Source organism: Pedobacter miscanthi (assembly GCF_003315595.1).
Classification (GTDB): Bacteria; Bacteroidota; Bacteroidia; order Sphingobacteriales; family Sphingobacteriaceae; genus Pedobacter; species Pedobacter miscanthi.
The window spans coordinates 1-15,503 of sequence record NZ_QNQU01000021.1 but is presented as its reverse complement, the minus strand read 5'-3'; the positions used below and the strand labels follow the sequence as shown (position 1 = coordinate 15,503).

At 39.9% G+C, this 15,503-nt stretch carries 17 protein-coding genes; 7 read left to right on the top strand and 10 right to left on the bottom strand.

All coding sequences use genetic code 11. From position 1 onward, the window contains the following. Positions 1 to 51: 51 nt before the first annotated feature. The gene (locus tag DRW42_RS20995) at positions 52 to 822 is read left to right on the top strand and encodes a hypothetical protein (protein WP_147243787.1); all 771 of its coding nucleotides are present in this window, start codon (positions 52 to 54) and stop codon (positions 820 to 822) included. Between the two features lie 48 nt (positions 823 to 870). Continuing rightward, entirely contained in the window at positions 871 to 1,551 is a 681-nt protein-coding gene (locus tag DRW42_RS20990) for a hypothetical protein (RefSeq protein WP_113950797.1), read from the top strand. 48 nt (positions 1,552 to 1,599) lie between these two features. Here DRW42_RS20990 and DRW42_RS20985 read toward each other — a convergent pair whose 3' ends face one another. The 4 genes from DRW42_RS20985 to trmB all read right to left on the bottom strand — a co-directional run bounded on the left by DRW42_RS20985 (position 1,600) and on the right by trmB (position 3,753). Next, positions 1,600 to 2,163 (bottom strand): DNA-3-methyladenine glycosylase I, encoded by a 564-nt coding sequence (locus DRW42_RS20985; protein ID WP_113950796.1) that lies wholly within the window; start codon positions 2,161 to 2,163, stop codon positions 1,600 to 1,602. 187 nt (positions 2,164 to 2,350) lie between these two features. After that, a complete protein-coding gene (locus tag DRW42_RS20980; protein ID WP_113950795.1) occupies positions 2,351 to 2,704 on the bottom strand; it encodes a carboxymuconolactone decarboxylase family protein in 354 nt (117 codons plus the stop codon). Positions 2,705 to 2,767: 63 nt separating this feature from the next. Beyond that, positions 2,768 to 3,103: an MGMT family protein gene (locus DRW42_RS20975; RefSeq protein WP_113950794.1), complete on the bottom strand. Its 336-nt coding sequence runs from the start codon at positions 3,101 to 3,103 to the stop codon at positions 2,768 to 2,770. Further along, positions 3,103 to 3,753, bottom strand: a complete 651-nt coding sequence (trmB, locus tag DRW42_RS20970; protein WP_113950793.1) for a tRNA (guanosine(46)-N7)-methyltransferase TrmB — start codon at positions 3,751 to 3,753, stop codon at positions 3,103 to 3,105. Before trmB ends, DRW42_RS20975 begins: the two co-directional genes overlap by 1 nt. Positions 3,754 to 3,866: 113 nt before the next feature. Here trmB and fcl point away from each other — a divergent pair, with 113 nt between their 5' ends. Continuing rightward, entirely contained in the window at positions 3,867 to 4,793 is a 927-nt protein-coding gene (fcl, locus tag DRW42_RS20965) for a GDP-L-fucose synthase (protein ID WP_113950792.1), read from the top strand. 51 nt (positions 4,794 to 4,844) lie between these two features. On the opposite strand, the gene DRW42_RS20960 is transcribed toward fcl, so the two are convergent. Then, on the bottom strand, positions 4,845 to 5,972 hold the full coding sequence (locus DRW42_RS20960) for a glycoside hydrolase family 130 protein (RefSeq protein ID WP_113950791.1): 1,128 nt from the start codon (positions 5,970 to 5,972) through the stop codon (positions 4,845 to 4,847). Between the two features lie 229 nt (positions 5,973 to 6,201). On the opposite strand from DRW42_RS20960, the gene DRW42_RS20955 reads away from it, so the two are divergent. After that, positions 6,202 to 7,134 (top strand): hydrogen peroxide-inducible genes activator, encoded by a 933-nt coding sequence (locus DRW42_RS20955; RefSeq protein WP_113950790.1) that lies wholly within the window; start codon positions 6,202 to 6,204, stop codon positions 7,132 to 7,134. Positions 7,135 to 7,297: 163 nt separating this feature from the next. Here the strand turns inward: DRW42_RS20955 and DRW42_RS20950 are convergent, their stop codons facing one another. The 5 genes from DRW42_RS20950 to DRW42_RS20930 all read right to left on the bottom strand — a co-directional run bounded on the left by DRW42_RS20950 (position 7,298) and on the right by DRW42_RS20930 (position 10,144). Further along, complete coding sequence (locus tag DRW42_RS20950) at positions 7,298 to 7,537, bottom strand: hypothetical protein (protein ID WP_113950789.1); 240 nt, start codon at positions 7,535 to 7,537, stop codon at positions 7,298 to 7,300. A 35-nt stretch (positions 7,538 to 7,572) separates the two neighbouring features. Continuing rightward, positions 7,573 to 8,034 carry a hypothetical protein gene (locus tag DRW42_RS20945; RefSeq protein ID WP_113950892.1) on the bottom strand — a complete coding sequence of 154 codons (462 nt, stop codon included), beginning with the start codon at positions 8,032 to 8,034 and terminating at the stop codon, positions 7,573 to 7,575. A 98-nt stretch (positions 8,035 to 8,132) separates the two neighbouring features. Continuing rightward, a complete protein-coding gene (locus DRW42_RS20940; protein ID WP_108201324.1) occupies positions 8,133 to 8,741 on the bottom strand; it encodes a superoxide dismutase in 609 nt (202 codons plus the stop codon). A gap of 336 nt (positions 8,742 to 9,077) precedes the next feature. Further along, complete coding sequence (locus DRW42_RS20935; RefSeq protein ID WP_113950788.1) at positions 9,078 to 9,545, bottom strand: nucleoside deaminase; 468 nt, start codon at positions 9,543 to 9,545, stop codon at positions 9,078 to 9,080. A 263-nt stretch (positions 9,546 to 9,808) separates the two neighbouring features. Then, positions 9,809 to 10,144, bottom strand: a complete 336-nt coding sequence (locus DRW42_RS20930) for a tRNA-binding protein (protein WP_113950787.1) — start codon at positions 10,142 to 10,144, stop codon at positions 9,809 to 9,811. A 174-nt stretch (positions 10,145 to 10,318) separates the two neighbouring features. Between DRW42_RS20930 and DRW42_RS20925 the strand changes: the two genes are divergently transcribed. From DRW42_RS20925 to DRW42_RS20915, 3 genes are all read left to right on the top strand, one after another. Then, positions 10,319 to 11,800 (top strand): xylulokinase, encoded by a 1,482-nt coding sequence (locus tag DRW42_RS20925; RefSeq protein WP_113950786.1) that lies wholly within the window; start codon positions 10,319 to 10,321, stop codon positions 11,798 to 11,800. Between the two features lie 147 nt (positions 11,801 to 11,947). Then, the gene (gene xylA, locus DRW42_RS20920) at positions 11,948 to 13,279 is read left to right on the top strand and encodes a xylose isomerase (RefSeq protein ID WP_113950785.1); all 1,332 of its coding nucleotides are present in this window, start codon (positions 11,948 to 11,950) and stop codon (positions 13,277 to 13,279) included. Between the two features lie 340 nt (positions 13,280 to 13,619). Beyond that, complete coding sequence (locus DRW42_RS20915) at positions 13,620 to 15,296, top strand: sodium/sugar symporter (RefSeq protein ID WP_113950784.1); 1,677 nt, start codon at positions 13,620 to 13,622, stop codon at positions 15,294 to 15,296. The last annotated feature ends 207 nt before the right edge of the window (positions 15,297 to 15,503 follow it).

The following is a 15,503-nucleotide window of genomic DNA, read 5'->3' as shown; positions in this document are numbered from 1 at the left end:
TTATTTATTGAAATCTCTTATTTTAAGCATCATCTGAATAAAAACGCTTTTATGAAAACTTGCTATACCTTAATTTTTTGCTTAATTGCCTCCTTAACCAAGGCCCAACTGCCGTCTGATACACTCATGACCTACGTCACTTTTGAAAACCTGAAAGGACCTGATGATGGTTATGGTGCATCTATCAACCGGCCCATAGGCACCGGTGCCTTTAAAAACTTAGCCGATAGAAGTTATTTAAGCATGAGGATGGCCAAACTTGAAAATTCTTATCGCTGGCCAGACGGATCGAGGGTTGATTTTACCAAAAGAAAAAGTGAACATTCGGCTACGGGTATAGTAGACCGGTATACTTTAATAAATCCTGCTTTAAAGGATACCATATTCCTTTTTGTTGATCCCTATAAATTGGATACGGAGTTCTTTGTGCCTAAAGGACTCACCGCCCTTAACAAAGAAGTTTTAGCCAAAGAAATTGCCCCGCAGTTAAAAGCTATTGACGATATTAATACAGCAAAAGATGCCTTTGGCAACCGGCAAGACAGTTTAAACAAAGTTGCCAATTATATTGCTTCGCATGCTGGTCTGGTTAATTTTGTTGACCGCGAAAATTTAGCAAAAGTAATGACTGATACACAGGCTTCGGCAGAGCTAAAAGAATATCTTTTTAAAATCTACATCATCAATAAATTTTATGCCCTGGGCAAAAACATCAGCAATGCGAAAGCTTATGCATTAAATAAAATGAAAGAATCGTTTAACAACTTCCAGAAAGAACATCCGGCAATAGAAACAGGAAATATCAAAATTAACCTGAATTAGTACGAATTGAAATTTAGTTCCGTTATTTGTGAAAAGCAATCTGATTATATGAAATTTCTGTTTTCTATCTTTCTTTTTTTATTCACCGTCAATCAGCTTTCGGCACAGGATTTTATCGTTAAAAACAATGATGATGTGATCCGTGGAACGATAAAAGGTACCGATTATTTTTCGGTTTTTATTAGTGCCAATGATGAAGCGGATGTGATTTTACCTGCAAAGGATGTAAAAAACTTTTTCTGGAACGGTGATAGTTTTGTAAGCAAGGGTTTTGCAAACGGCCGTAATTTCGAATACCGCTTTGTAAAAGTAATCGAAATGGGTATGGTTAATCTTTATTCTTTTGGTGGAGGTACCTTGGTGCCGGAGGTTAAAGAGAAAAAGGTAAAATTCAGACCATCAATAGGTATCGGTACAGGAACAGGCGGTTATGGTGGTATGGGTATGGGCGGTGGCATCAGCATTGGCGGCGGACGCAATTCTGCACCCGAAAGGCCAGCAGGAGCACCTGTTGTACGCTATTTTATCGAAAAACCTGGTGCAGGCCCTTTACAGGAAGTACCGATGAAAGCAATAACGGATGACAGTAAAAAAACGGAAGTTAAAAATATCCTGCTACAGAAAATGGGCGATCAGCCGGCATTAAAAGCTAAAATAGAGGTTGGCGCAGAATTTAATACGCGTGATGTAACGGAGTGGGTAAAGGAGTATAACGCGACTAAAAAGTAAAACAGGATTTGGGGGATTAAAGGATTTCAGGATCTTCTGGCATACAAATTACCTGGCACAACAGTTTAACAGGTGATCGTTAACCATTCCGGTGGCCTGCATGTGTGCATAACAGATGGTAGTGCCGAAAAACTTAAAGCCACGTTTTTTCATGTCTTTACTGATGCGGTCAGAAAGTTCGGTACGTGTCGGAACATCACTCATTTTTTCGATATGGTTTTGGATCGGTTTACCATCGGGCACGAAGCTCCACATGTATTTAGAGAAACTGCCAAATTCTTTCTGGATTTCGATAAAAAGCTTAGCATTGGTAATAGCGCTATTCACTTTTAAATGATTGCGGATAATGCCTTCGTCATTCATTAACCTTTCTACATCTTTTTCGGTAAAGGCAGCTACTTTCTTCACATCGAAACCGGCAAAAGCTTTACGGTAATTTTCCCTTCTTCGAAGTATGGTAATCCAGCTTAAACCAGCCTGAGCACCTTCCAGTATTAAAAACTCGAATAAAATTTTATCATCGTAAACCGGCTTTCCCCATTCTTCATCATGGTATTTAATGTAGAGGGGATCGGAAGTGGCCCAAGAGCAGCGTATAGTTGAGTTTTGCATACGGTAATTATTGTATTTCAATATTTTTAGATAAGATGCTGAAATAACTTAACAATGACTGATTTATAATGGGGTCGTCATCTCGACTGAAGCGTAGCGAAATGGAGAGATCTATCTAGGCAGATTTCTCGGCTGCGTTGCACTCCGCTCGAAATGACGACTGTATTATGCTTGTTCTTATAGCACTCTAAACTCCCGTCTCCGAACTTAGTTCATCCCAATACTCTACAGCTCTCCTGTAATGCGGAATTACGATACTGCCGCCTACCAGGTTAGCGATCATGAAGATTTCGTTCATTTCATCGCTGTTTACGCCGGCATCGAAACATTTGCCCAGATGGTATTTAATGCAATCGTCGCAGCGTAATACCATCGATGCCACTAGGCCCAGCATTTCTTTTGTTTTAACATCCAGGGCGCCATCGGCATAGGAAGTGGTGTCTAAAGCGAAGAACCTTTTGATGTTCGTATTCGCCGTTTCCATAATCCTATCGTTCATTTTTTCGCGATAGCCGTTAAATTCTTCTACTAACTTTCCCATATTTAATTATTGAAGGAATGAATTTTTAATGAGAGAATGGCGTTAATGTAGAAGACAATTGGATTAGTCGAGATTGATTTCTTCCATCGGGTTCCAAAATACTTTTTTAAAGTTAACTACTTTATCGTTTTTAACTTCAACACCTTCCTGTTTTAACAGTTCTTCCATTAATTCAGGCGGTTTAAAATGGAATTTCCCGGTAAGGAGACCGCTGCTGTTTACCACGCGGTGAGCAGGTACCCTGGGATGCGCCGTGCCGGCATAAAGCATGGCATGCCCAACCATCCGCGATGATTTTGTCGCACCTAAACTTTTGGCAATTGCCCCATATGATGTTACCCTTCCTTTTGGAATCAACCGGGCAATTTCATAAACCTGTTCGTAAAAATTGGTATCCATTATTCAAAAGAAAATTGAATATAGTTAATATTTTTATCGTGTAGTAAGTATTTCTTCTCGTAATAGGTTTTGATGGACAATACATCGTCAACCAAATCCGAAGTGTATAAATGATCGGTATTTTTATGTACAGGTAAGCCTAATTCCTCAACCTTTTCGCAGGTGTAGGCATATAACTGGTCGTTATCAGTTTTCAGGTTAACCTTGCCGCCCGGTTTTAAAACCACTTTGTATCTGTTCAAAAATGCAGGAAATGTTAAACGTTTTTTCTCTCGGCTATCCTGTGGCTGTGGATCAGGAAAAGTGATCCAGATCTCGTCGATCTCCCCTTCGTTAAAATAATCCAGTATATTTTCGATTTGTATCCTTAAAAAAGCAACATTATCAATCCCGTCTTCAATGGCTGTTTTTGCACCGCGCCAGATGCGGTTACCCTTGTAATCAACGCCAATAAAATTCTTTTCCGGGAAAAGTCTGGCCAGGTTTACCGAATATTCGCCCTTGCCACATGCCAGTTCAAGCACAATAGGGTTGTTGTTTTTAAAATGTGCTGAAGCCCAGGTTCCTTTTAAGGCCTTTCCTTCCTCTAATTGAAATACGTTTGCAAATGTTTCGATTTCTGCAAAACGCCTAAGTTTATCTTTACCCAAAAGTTTTTTTTCTGCAAAAATACAATTAAATCAATAATCGATGTTTCTTTTGCCAGAAAGATTGATGTGAGTCTTATATAAGAATCGTATTTTTGCAGTCTATAAAAAATACTGTGGAAAAAGAAGCTAAGATATATGTTGCCGGCCATCGTGGTATGGTGGGTTCGGCCATTTACCGTAAACTGCAGAAAGAAGGTTACGAAAATATCATTACCAAAACTTCTGCCGAACTGGATTTACGCAACCAGCAGGCCGTAACCGATTTCTTTGCCAAAGAAAAACCAGATTATGTTTTTCTTGCGGCGGCAAAAGTTGGTGGTATTGTAGCAAATAATACTTACAGGGCTGATTTTCTTTATGAAAATTTAGCCATCCAGAATAACGTAATTCATAATGCTTATGCAAATGGGGTAAAGAAACTCATGTTTTTGGGTTCAAGCTGTATTTATCCTAAAATGGCACCACAGCCTTTAAAAGAAGATTACCTTTTAACCGGAACTTTAGAGCACACCAATGAGCCTTATGCCATTGCAAAAATTGCGGGAATCAAAATGTGCGATGCTTACCGCGATCAGTACGGATGCAATTTTATTTCGGTGATGCCAACCAACCTGTATGGTTATAACGATAATTACCATCCTCAAAACTCGCATGTTTTACCGGCCCTGATCCGTAAGGTGCATGAAGCAAAAATGAACAACGAAAAAGAGGTAGTAGTGTGGGGATCAGGCTCGCCGATGCGCGAATTTTTGTTTGCAGATGACCTGGCAGATGCCTGTTATTTCCTGATGCAAAATTATAACGAACCGCACCTGATCAACATTGGTACCGGACATGATTTGACCATTAAAGACCTGGCTTTACTCATTAAAGACGTGCTGGGTTTTGAAGGTGAATTAGTATTCGACGCCAGCAAACCCGACGGAACACCGCGTAAACTAATGGATGTAAGTAAACTGCATCATTTAGGCTGGAAACATAAAGTCGAATTGAGAGAAGGAATTGCACTGGCTTATCAGGATTTTGAAAGCCGGTACTAAATAAATTTACTATGGTGCGCAGGATAAATCCTGCGCATTTTTATTTACACCTTATTTTTTAGCAGCAGGATCATAAATTGCTACTGCCACCTGGCTATCGGCACAGCCGTAATATAAAAACCATTTCTTTTTAAAATAAACCAGTCCTTCGATAAAAACTGTACCCGACGGGTATTGACCACTTTTTTCAAAAGGTGCAGTAGGCACGAAAAAGGGTTGATCGAGCCGCGCTATCACTTTTGAAGGATTTTTCAGATCGAACAACACCTGCCCCGCTGAATAGGTATTGGCCACGTAATTGCTATCTCTTTCGGCATCGCCCCTGTTTTTACCATTGTATAAAACTAAAATACCTTTATCGGTAACAATTGCCGGTGGACCGCATTCGGTCAGGTCGCTATCGAAATAATTTTTTCGGGGTTGAACAATTAAGTCCAAATCGCCTTTTGCATTTAAGGCGGGCTCCCAGTTAATAAGATCAACCGAAGTAGCAATATTCATGAAACGTTCTCCCCAGTACATCAGATATTTACCGTTTATTTTGGCAATTATCTGTTTCCCGTTTTCTACCTTGGTTACAATAGATCCGGATTTACATTTGAGATCCTTAAATTTACCACTATAAGCCTTACTAAATGCAGCACCGTGTTTAGTCCAGTGTTTTAAATCTTTAGAGGTAGCTACAGCCAAACGAAATATATTGCGGTTCCACTGCGTATAAAGCATTACATACAATCCTTCTGCCGTTACCGCAATTCGTGGGTCTTCACAACCACCCGGCCATTCGGCTGCTTTCTGATTGTCTTCATCAGGATAAAGCACCGGTTCCGGATTCCTTTTCATTTTAATCCCATCACTACTTTCGGCAATGCCTATTCTCGAAGTACGCTTGCCGATACCAATGCCTGAGCGGTCTTCTCCGCGATAAAGTACATATATTTTATTTTTGTATTCGGCAGCTGCCGGATTAAATACATCGCCCGCTTCCCAGGCAATTTTTTGTTTGCTCATCGGGTCGAAGAAAAGACTTTCGGTTTTTGGCGAAAGAATGGGATTAACATTTTCCGGTCGGATAAACGGTCCTAGTGCCCACGCGGGAAATATAGCCTGGGCATTTGTCGCAGAAGCCAGCGGAAGAAAAACGACAAGAAGAAATAAGCGTAAAGCGATTTTGTTCATAAAGCTAATATACCCAATTAATCCGGTAAGTACTGAAGGTTAGATAATTGCTAATTAAATCAATAGCACCTACATATTCTATTCAATTTTTTGTTTAAACGTCTCATATAAATGAAGAATTTCATCATTTGATTATCCCGAAAACAGGCTTTTATTTCGGGCCTGCTCAGATCATTTTTTATTATAGTTAAAATTGATATATTTGATACTATAAATCAATTTTAACTATATGACTTTAGTTCAGCTTGAATACATTGTTGCCGTTGATACTTACAGAAGTTTTGTAACTGCTGCCGATAAGTGTTTTGTTACCCAGCCAACCTTAAGTATGCAGGTGCAAAAGCTGGAAGAATTAATTAATGTAAAAATCTTCGACAGGAGTAAACAACCGGTAAGTCCGACAGAAATTGGCTCGCAAATTATTGCACAGGCAAGGATTATTTTGCAGGAAAGCGGTAAGATTAAAGAGCTCATCAGCAGTCAGCAGCAGGATGTTTTGGGCGAATTGAAGATTGGTGTTATCCCTACCGTTGCTCCCTATTTATTGCCCGAAGTAATTTCGGCCATGCTGGAAAAATATCCGGAACTGAAACTTTTAATCTGGGAGTATACCACCGAGGATATCATCCATCATTTAAAAACCGGTGTATTGGATTGTGGTATTTTAGCTACGCCGTTAACCGATCCGAATATTACTGAAACCCCATTATATTACGAGAACTTTGTAAGTTACATAAGCAAAAACAGCAAACTTTATAAAAAGAAAGCGGTAGATGCCGAAGACCTGAACGACGAAAATATCTGGCTGTTAAACGAAGGTCACTGCATGAGGAACCAGGTACTAAATATCTGCCGTTCTACAAAAAACAATCGTTTACAAGGCTTGGAATATAATACCGGAAGTGTAGAAACCCTGGTGCGCATGGTTGATTTAAATGGTGGTGCAACCTTGCTACCCGAACTGGCCATTGCAGAATTGAACGCCAAACAAACCAGTAAAATCCGTCATTTTAAATCTCCTGAGCCTGTGCGAGAAATCAGTCTGGTTACACACAAAAATTTTATCAAAAAACGGATGCTGAATGCTTTAAAAGATGAGATTTTAGAAATCATTCCAAAAGCCATGAAGCAAAAAAAGAAGAAAGATATTGTGGGGATTTAGCCTTCTTGCAAAGTTTGAGGGGCAGAGCGAGGAGGAAACTTCGCAAGTTTACCCGCGATCGTCATTTCGAGCGGAGCACAACGTAGTCGAGAACCACGTAAGTGCTCAGCGAAGCTAAATCTGACGCGATAGATCTCTCCATTTCAGCCGAGATGACGACTTTTTATAGCTCAGCAGCTAATTCCTTATCCTTATCTACGTGATCTGCCAGTTTATAACTTTGGGCCTCAGGGTTTTTATCTTCTAAAAAGATCAATATAATCAGTGAAATAATGGGGATTAAGAAGGAAATCAAAAACCAGAACCAGAATTTCCGGCCTGTTCTTTTTGCTAAAAAACCAGCGAGTAACTGTGGCGATAATAACAGTCCGAGAACAATTGTTCCGAGGATTATTTCTGGCATTTTTTAATGAATTACTGCCCTTTATGGAATGGAAATTATTGGTTTTGTTTTTCAACCGGCGGACCAGAAAGCAAACCTTTAATATCGCTCTCCACTTCTTCTTCCTCTCCTTTTTTCTTTTTCTTGTTTTTTGCTTTTAATCCTTTGCCACTTAAACGTTCTTCAATGATTTTATCATATTCCGTCTGCTGTTCAGGTCTTAAAACATTACGGATATTTTTGGTGGTTTCGTTCTGCAGTTTATAGAATTTATCTACATCCTCCTCACGCGAGTTTCCGGCTTGCTGTCTTTTAATTAAATCGGCCTGTTCTTTGGCCTGGTTAAAAGTAAAACTATAAATTACACTTTTTTGCGTGCCATTAAGTTTTAATCTTTTATCAAGGTCTTCAACATTTTTCTGTGCAATTTCTGTAGGTGTTGGCACTTTGTTCTGTTGTGCGCTCACCAATCCATTTACACCAACAACAATTAAAAATAAAATCACAAGCCTTTTCATTTCGAACATTTTAGTAGGCGCAAAGTTACTTAATTATCTTAAAACAAGAAAGTCCCGATTTACATCAGGACTTTCTTATAATTTTATTGAATTGTAGCTTACAAAGCTTTTTTATAAAGTTCTGCAACTGCATCCCAGTTAATTACATTCCAGATGGCCGCTAAATAATCAGGGCGTTTGTTCTGGTATTTTAAGTAATAAGCGTGTTCCCAAACATCAATACCTAAAATTGGAGTACCTTTTACTTCAGCAACATCCATTAAAGGGTTATCCTGGTTTGGAGTAGAAGAAACCTGAAGTTTTTTATCAGCACCAACCGATAACCAGGCCCAGCCCGAACCGAAACGTGTAGCACCAGCTTCCTGTAATTTAGTTTTAAGATCAGCAAATGAACCGAAAGTTTCGTTAATTGCTTTAGCTAAATCGCCGGTTGGCTCGCCACCTTTATTTGGGCCTAAAATGTTCCAGAATAAAGAGTGGTTATAATGACCGCCACCATTGTTTCTAACAGCAGCAGGGAATTTTGAAATGTGTTTTACAATTTCCTCGATGCTCGAAGTCGCTTCAGGTTTACCTTCCAACGCTTTGTTTAAGTTGGTAACGTAAGCCTGGTGATGTTTATCGTGGTGGATTTCCATCGTAGTTTTATCGATATGCGGTTCTAATGCATCGGTTGCGTAATGTAACGCAGGTAATTCAAAAGCCATAATGTTTATGTTTTAAGATTTAAAAATATTTCTAGTAGCAAATATAACATTAGAACGTTAAGATTTGTTCATGTTATTATCATCAAATCGTTTTCTGGGCTAATGTTGTAATGTAAGAGGGGTTGAATGTTGGAAGGTTAAACGAGGAAAGCGTTTTTCTTTCGTACATGGTCAATGTTTTTTGGATCAGAGACGAAGTTTGATCGCAACATTTCCTAAATGATTCTTTTACTATAAACGGTTGAAAATAGGCTGTAGACTATCAACCATAATACCATGAGCCATTAACATTTGCTATAAAGCCATGAACCAATCCTTACACCAGGCCAGCGCATCCTATCGCTTCCTCGCAAAAAATCCTTTCATCAAAGTGCCGCATTCTTCTGCCATTATCCCACCTTTCAGCACCGTTTTAGGATGGAGCAGATTTGCATTTTTGGAGATAAATCCTCTTTTTTCTTCTCGGGCACCATAAACAATGCGGCCAATCTGTGTCCAGTAACTGGCACCGGCACACATTACACAAGGTTCGATGGTTACGTATAAAGTACAATCCCTTAAATATTTTCCGCCAATAGTTTGGGCTGCCGAGGTAAAAGCCTGCATTTCGGCATGTGCCGTAACATCGTTAAAACGCTCGGTAAGGTTATAACCCCGGCCAATAATCCGGTTTTTACTTACCACAATGGCACCAATCGGGATTTCATCTGCTGCTAAAGCTTTTTGGGCTTCTTCCAAAGCAAGCTTCATGTAATGGATGTCTTCTTCTTCAGGATCAGTATTTTCGAAATTGTAAAAACTCATAGGGCAAATATAGGGTTTTAAGCAGCCAGACTTCCGGAATTTCTGATAGGTAAGGCGCAGGCGAATTTCGGAAATCTAAAGATAATTTTTTGAAGCGCAGTTTCCGTGCTTATCGGTTGTTGCAGTCCTGCTTTTCGTTACTTCCGATGAAAAATCGGAATCACTTCAATCAGGGCTATTTTACAAAGGTTTGTGCGAAGACTTCCGAAGTTTAGATGGCCCAAATCGGTGGCAAAACTTCGGAAGTCGGGCGTAAGTCAGCCCTAAACCAATTTACTCCCGTTAGGTACCTTGCTTTGCACTGCAGCTAATACGATATCACCATTTTCATCAGCAAAACCGGTAACCAAAAATTCGGACATAAACTTGCCGATCTGCTTTTTGGGGAAGTTAATTACACCAACAATCTGTTTTCCGGGCAGCTCTTCCAATGTATAATGTTTGGTAATCTGTGCGCTGCTCATTTTTATACCAAACGCTCCAAAATCTACTTTTACTTTATATGCGGGTCTGCGGGCTTCAGGAAACTCAAACGCTTCTAAAATAGTGCCCACCCTTAATTCTACTTTTTCAAAATCATCCCAGGTAATCTGTTCCATCATGTAATTTTTAATATATCTCTCCAAAAATATAAATTATCACTGGTTAAGGATGTTGAAAATCAATTTGCAGATGTGATAATACGTATGATTATATAAAAAATTTGCGATTTATATTTTTACGTTTATCTTTATGCAACCGTTTGCATAACCAGATATAAAATAATTTTAAACATGTATTTATTAGGAATCGATTTAGGTACCTCCTCTATAAAAGTTGCAGTTGTTGATGTGGCCACGCAAAAAAAAGTGCTTACTGTTCAATATCCCGAAGAGGAAACAGCAATTAAATCACTGCAACCGGGCTGGGCAGAGCAGTCGCCCAATGATTGGTGGCAAAATGTTCAGCAGACGATACTTAAATTAAATGCCAGCGGCTTGTTCGATCCTAAAGAAATCAAATCAATAGGTATTGCCTATCAGATGCATGGACTGGTAGTGGTAGATCAAAATCAACAGGTTTTACGCGATAGCATAATCTGGTGCGATAGCAGAGCGGTTGAACTGGGTAACGGCGCTTTTGAGGCCATTGGTGCCGAGAAATCTTTGAAACACTTGCTAAACTCTCCCGGGAACTTCACCGCCTCAAAACTAGCCTGGGTAAAGGCAAACGAACCGGATATTTATAAACAGATAGATAAGGTTATGCTGCCTGGCGATTTCATTGCCATGAAACTAACAGGCAAAATTACAACCAGTATCTCCGCGCTTTCGGAAGGGATTTTCTGGGATTTCGAAAACCACGAAATTTCTAAAGATGTGCTGAACCATTATGGTATTGATGAACAGCTTATCCCCACCATAAAACCATTATTTTCTGCACATGGCCATTTAAAAACTGATATCGCTTCGTTATTAGGCTTAACCGCAGGTATCCCCGTTGCTTATAAGTCTGGCGATCAGCCCAACAATGCACTTTCTTTAAATGTATTAAAACCAGGCGAAGTGGCTGCAACAGCAGGTACCTCGGGTGTAATTTATGGCGTAAGCGACGGTTTAACCTACGATAAGCAATCGAGGGTAAATACGTTTGCTCACGTAACCTATTCGGCAGCCGAAAAACATACCGGCGTACTCCTTTGTATTAATGGCACGGGGAGTATGTACCGCTGGGCCAAACATAACTTCGCTCCAAAAGCTACCTATGCAGAACTGAATAACCTGGCCGCCGAAGCACCAGTAGGAAGCAATGGACTAAAAGTGCTGCCCTTTGGCAATGGTGCCGAACGGATGCTGAACAATAAATATACCGGTGCACAATTATTGGGAATCGACTTAAATACACATAATCAATCAACCATTTTCAGGGCAGTGCAGGAAGGAATTGCATTTGCTTTCCGCTATGGACTGGATATTATGCGCGAAAATGGTATGGAGCCCAAAGTAATCCGCGCCGGAATGGCAAACCTCTTTTTAAGCGAAGTTTTTGCGCAAACTTTCGTGGATGTAACCGGTATCCCGGTTGAATTATATGAAAACGATGGAAGTGTGGGCGCGGCTCTGGGCGCAGGCATTGGTGCAGGTATTTTTGAGCGTGCTGAAGATGCATTTAATAAACATGAGGTAATTAAAACATTAAAACCGGAAAATTCGGGATTATATGAGCCGATTTATCAGGATTGGAAAGAAATATTGGAAAAAGAATTAGCAAAATAAATTAGGTTCATGGCTCATGGTCTATTGGCTCATAGATAAGTTTATTATAAGCTATCAACTAACAAATCATGATCCAATAAACTATCGGCCATGAACTATCAAGCAATAAACCATCAACGAAAAGATTAACCGAAAAAACAAAAACACATGACAAAAGTAGTAACAGGAGCAAAAGAATTTTTTAAAGGCATAGAGCAGGTCCGGTTTGAAGGTTTAACCAGCGATAACCCATTAGCTTTTAGGTGGTACGATGCCAATAAGGTAGTGGCCGGCAAAACCATGAACGAACACTTTAAATTTGCCTGTGCCTATTGGCACTCATTTAACGGCAATGGTTCCGATCCTTTTGGTGGCGCAACACATGTTTTTCCATGGGATGAAAAAAAAGATGCCGTAGAAAGGGCAAAAGATAAAATGGATGCCGCATTTGAGTTTATTACTAAAATGCAGATCCCTTATTACTGTTTCCACGATGTGGACGTGGTAGATTATACCGATGATGTTGCCGAAAACGAACGCAGGCTGCAAACCCTGGTAGAATATGCCAAACAGAAACAGGCCGAAAGCGGTGTGAAATTACTTTGGGGAACAGCCAACTTGTTCAGCCATAAACGTTACATGAATGGTGCATCAACCAATCCCGATTTCCATGTACTGGCACACGGCGCCGCACAGGTTAAAGCAGCTTTAGATGCTACAATTGCTTTGGGTGGCGAAAATTATGTGTTCTGGGGTGGACGTGAAGGTTACATGAGCCTTTTAAACACCAATATGAAACGAGAGCAGGAGCATTTGGCTAAATTTCTACATACTGCCAAAGATTATGCACGTAAACAGGGTTTTAAAGGCGCTTTCCTTATTGAACCTAAACCATGCGAACCATCAAAACACCAGTATGATTATGATGCAGCTACGGTTAAAGGTTTTTTACAGCAATACGATCTGCTGGGCGATTTTAAATTAAACCTGGAGGTTAATCACGCTACGCTGGCCGGTCATACTTTTCAGCACGAATTGCAGGTGGCGGTCGATAACGGCTTATTGGGATCGATTGATGCCAACCGTGGCGACTACCAGAACGGCTGGGATACTGATCAGTTTCCGAATGATATTAATGAACTAACCGAAACCATGCTGATTATTTTAGAAGGCGGTGGTTTTCAGGGCGGAGGCGTAAACTTTGATGCGAAAATCCGCCGTAACTCTACCGATCCTAAAGATTTGTTTTATGCGCATGTGGGCGGCATGGACATTTTTGCAAGAGCTTTGGTTACTGCTGATGCCATTCTCCAAAAATCTGATTACAAAAAAATAAGGGCTGACCGTTACGCATCTTTCGACAGTGGTAAGGGAGCAGAATTTGAACAGGGTAAATTAAGTTTGGAAGATCTTAGAAATTACGCAGCAGAAAATGGTGAGCCTGAAGTACGCAGCGGAAAACAGGAATACCTGGAAAACCTGATTAACAGGTATATTTAAATTCCACACGCCGTGGTCCGTGTCTTCACGGACCATTTGCTTAAATAAAACCCGTCCTCTCGACTGAAGCATAGCGAAATGGAGAGATCTATAGATCATAATCTTGTTTAAAAATTTCTTTACTACAGTAGAAATAACGAAAGCGATAAAGGTCCAGCCCACGGGGCCTGTATGCTCACACACCACTAACTTTGGTTTAATCTGTTACCATAAGATTCATTTTTAATGTCCTGCGGATTAATAAATGTCAATTTAACACTTTTTGATTTGAAAAAAAGCAGGTATTATTTCATGATTTTATTACATTTAACTTTCTAAACCAAATAACCGCTATTAATTAATGAAACAAAATTTATTGGACTCGAAGGATTACATTGTTTTTGCAATCTACTTCGTCATTGTGGCTGCTTACGGTCTGTACATCTACAATAAGAAAAAATCCGCATCAACAGGCTCAAAAGACTATTTTCTGGCAGAAGGATCGCTTACCTGGTGGGCTATCGGTGCATCTTTAATCGCATCCAATATTTCGGCCGAACAGTTTATCGGCATGAGCGGATCGGGTTTTAAGATGGGACTGGCAATTGCAACTTACGAGTGGATGGCTGCCCTTACCCTGGTAATTGTTGCCGTTTTCTTTATTCCGGTTTACCTGAAAAACAAGATCGCAACGATGCCTCAATTCCTGCATCAACGTTATAATGGTACAGTAGCCATGATTATGGCGGTGTTCTGGTTATTGCTATATGTGGTTGTAAATTTAACTTCAATCCTTTATTTGGGTGCACTGGCAGTAAGCAGTATTTCTGGCTTCGACCTCACTTTTTGTATGTATGCCATTGCTATTTTTGCCATTGTAATTACATTGGGCGGGATGAAAGTAATCGGTTATACCGATGTAATACAGGTGTTTTTCCTGATTTTGGGCGGCCTGGCCACTACTTATTTAGCCTTAAACCTTGTTTCTACACATTACGGCACGTCGGGTATTTTTGAAGGCTACAGCTTAATGACCAGCAAAGCATCGGAGCATTTCCACATGATTTTAAAACCGGATAACGAAAATTATATTGATTTACCAGGTTTGAGCGTGCTTGTAGGCGGTATGTGGATTGTTAACCTGAATTATTGGGGCTGTAACCAGTACATTACTCAACGCGCTTTAGGTGCTGATTTAAAAACTGCACGAGGTGGTATTTTATTCGCGGCTTTCTTAAAATTACTAATGCCGATTATCGTGGTATTGCCAGGTATTGCTGCTTATGTATTATATAAAGATGGTGCTTTTCAAACCGAGATGTTGCAGGGCGGATCGGTTAACCCTGATCGTGCTTACCCGGTACTGCTTAACTTATTGCCTGCAGGCTTAAAAGGTTTATCATTTGCAGCATTAACGGCTGCAGTAGTAGCTTCGTTAGCAGGTAAAGCAAATAGTATTGCCACCATTTTTACTTTAGATATCTATAAAAAAGTATTAAAAACCGATGCTTCTGAAAAAAACCTGGTATTAACCGGTAAAATTGCAGTTGTTGTAGCCATGGTTTTGGGCGTTTTAATTGCCCCTCATTTGGGTATTGATAAAAAAGGTGGATTCCAGTATATCCAAGAGTACACCGGTTTTGTATCGCCGGGTATCTTTGCCATGTTTATCCTTGGTTTCTTCTGGAAACGGGCAACTTCAAACGCAGCACTTTTTGCAACCATTGGCGGTTTTGGTTTATCCTTACTGTTAAAATTCCTTCCAGGCTGGACCGATCTTTCCTGGTTATCAGGCATGGGCTTTTCGGTTAAAAATGGAGCGGGCATTTACGAAATCCCTTTTTTAGACAGGATGGGTTTTGTATTCGTATTCTGTATCATCGGAATGGTAATTATCAGTTTATTCGAGAATAAAAACGGTGTAAATCCTAAAGGATTGGAAATCGATTCGAAAATGTTTAAAACCACTACCAGCTTTGCGGTTGGTGCTTTGATCATTATCGGTCTACTGGTAGCCCTTTACGGTATTTACTGGTAAAATTCCTTATTAAATATTTTAAAGCTTTCTGGGCATACCGGAAAGCTTTTTTTGTCTAGCAGAAACCGATAATATAGTATTGTTTTTTGGAAAGCAAATGTAGTACCGTTTAGATGAGGCCAGTCCTGCTCTCCGTTCTTTCTGATGAAAAATCAGAACCACTTCGATCAGTATCTATGTAATAAAAGTGATCTTAGTTCAAGTGGT

Excerpts from the sequence above, each read along its gene's own strand:
- DRW42_RS20935 (WP_113950788.1), bottom strand. The coding sequence starts at position 9,545 with ATGAGTTTTTACAATTTCGAAAATACTGATCCTGAAGAAGAAGACATC.
- DRW42_RS20985 (WP_113950796.1), bottom strand. The coding sequence starts at position 2,163 with ATGCAAAACTCAACTATACGCTGCTCTTGGGCCACTTCCGATCCCCTC.
- DRW42_RS20955 (WP_113950790.1), top strand. The coding sequence starts at position 6,202 with ATGACTTTAGTTCAGCTTGAATACATTGTTGCCGTTGATACTTACAGA.
- DRW42_RS20925 (WP_113950786.1), top strand. The coding sequence starts at position 10,319 with ATGTATTTATTAGGAATCGATTTAGGTACCTCCTCTATAAAAGTTGCA.
- DRW42_RS20960 (WP_113950791.1), bottom strand. The coding sequence starts at position 5,972 with ATGAACAAAATCGCTTTACGCTTATTTCTTCTTGTCGTTTTTCTTCCG.
- DRW42_RS20915 (WP_113950784.1), top strand. The coding sequence starts at position 13,620 with ATGAAACAAAATTTATTGGACTCGAAGGATTACATTGTTTTTGCAATC.
- DRW42_RS20940 (WP_108201324.1), bottom strand. The coding sequence starts at position 8,741 with ATGGCTTTTGAATTACCTGCGTTACATTACGCAACCGATGCATTAGAA.
- DRW42_RS20995 (WP_147243787.1), top strand. The coding sequence starts at position 52 with ATGAAAACTTGCTATACCTTAATTTTTTGCTTAATTGCCTCCTTAACC.
- DRW42_RS20945 (WP_113950892.1), bottom strand. The coding sequence starts at position 8,034 with ATGAAAAGGCTTGTGATTTTATTTTTAATTGTTGTTGGTGTAAATGGA.
- xylA (WP_113950785.1), top strand. The coding sequence starts at position 11,948 with ATGACAAAAGTAGTAACAGGAGCAAAAGAATTTTTTAAAGGCATAGAG.
- DRW42_RS20975 (WP_113950794.1), bottom strand. The coding sequence starts at position 3,103 with ATGGATACCAATTTTTACGAACAGGTTTATGAAATTGCCCGGTTGATT.
- DRW42_RS20980 (WP_113950795.1), bottom strand. The coding sequence starts at position 2,704 with ATGGGAAAGTTAGTAGAAGAATTTAACGGCTATCGCGAAAAAATGAAC.
- DRW42_RS20930 (WP_113950787.1), bottom strand. The coding sequence starts at position 10,144 with ATGGAACAGATTACCTGGGATGATTTTGAAAAAGTAGAATTAAGGGTG.
- DRW42_RS20990 (WP_113950797.1), top strand. The coding sequence starts at position 871 with ATGAAATTTCTGTTTTCTATCTTTCTTTTTTTATTCACCGTCAATCAG.
- DRW42_RS20950 (WP_113950789.1), bottom strand. The coding sequence starts at position 7,537 with ATGCCAGAAATAATCCTCGGAACAATTGTTCTCGGACTGTTATTATCG.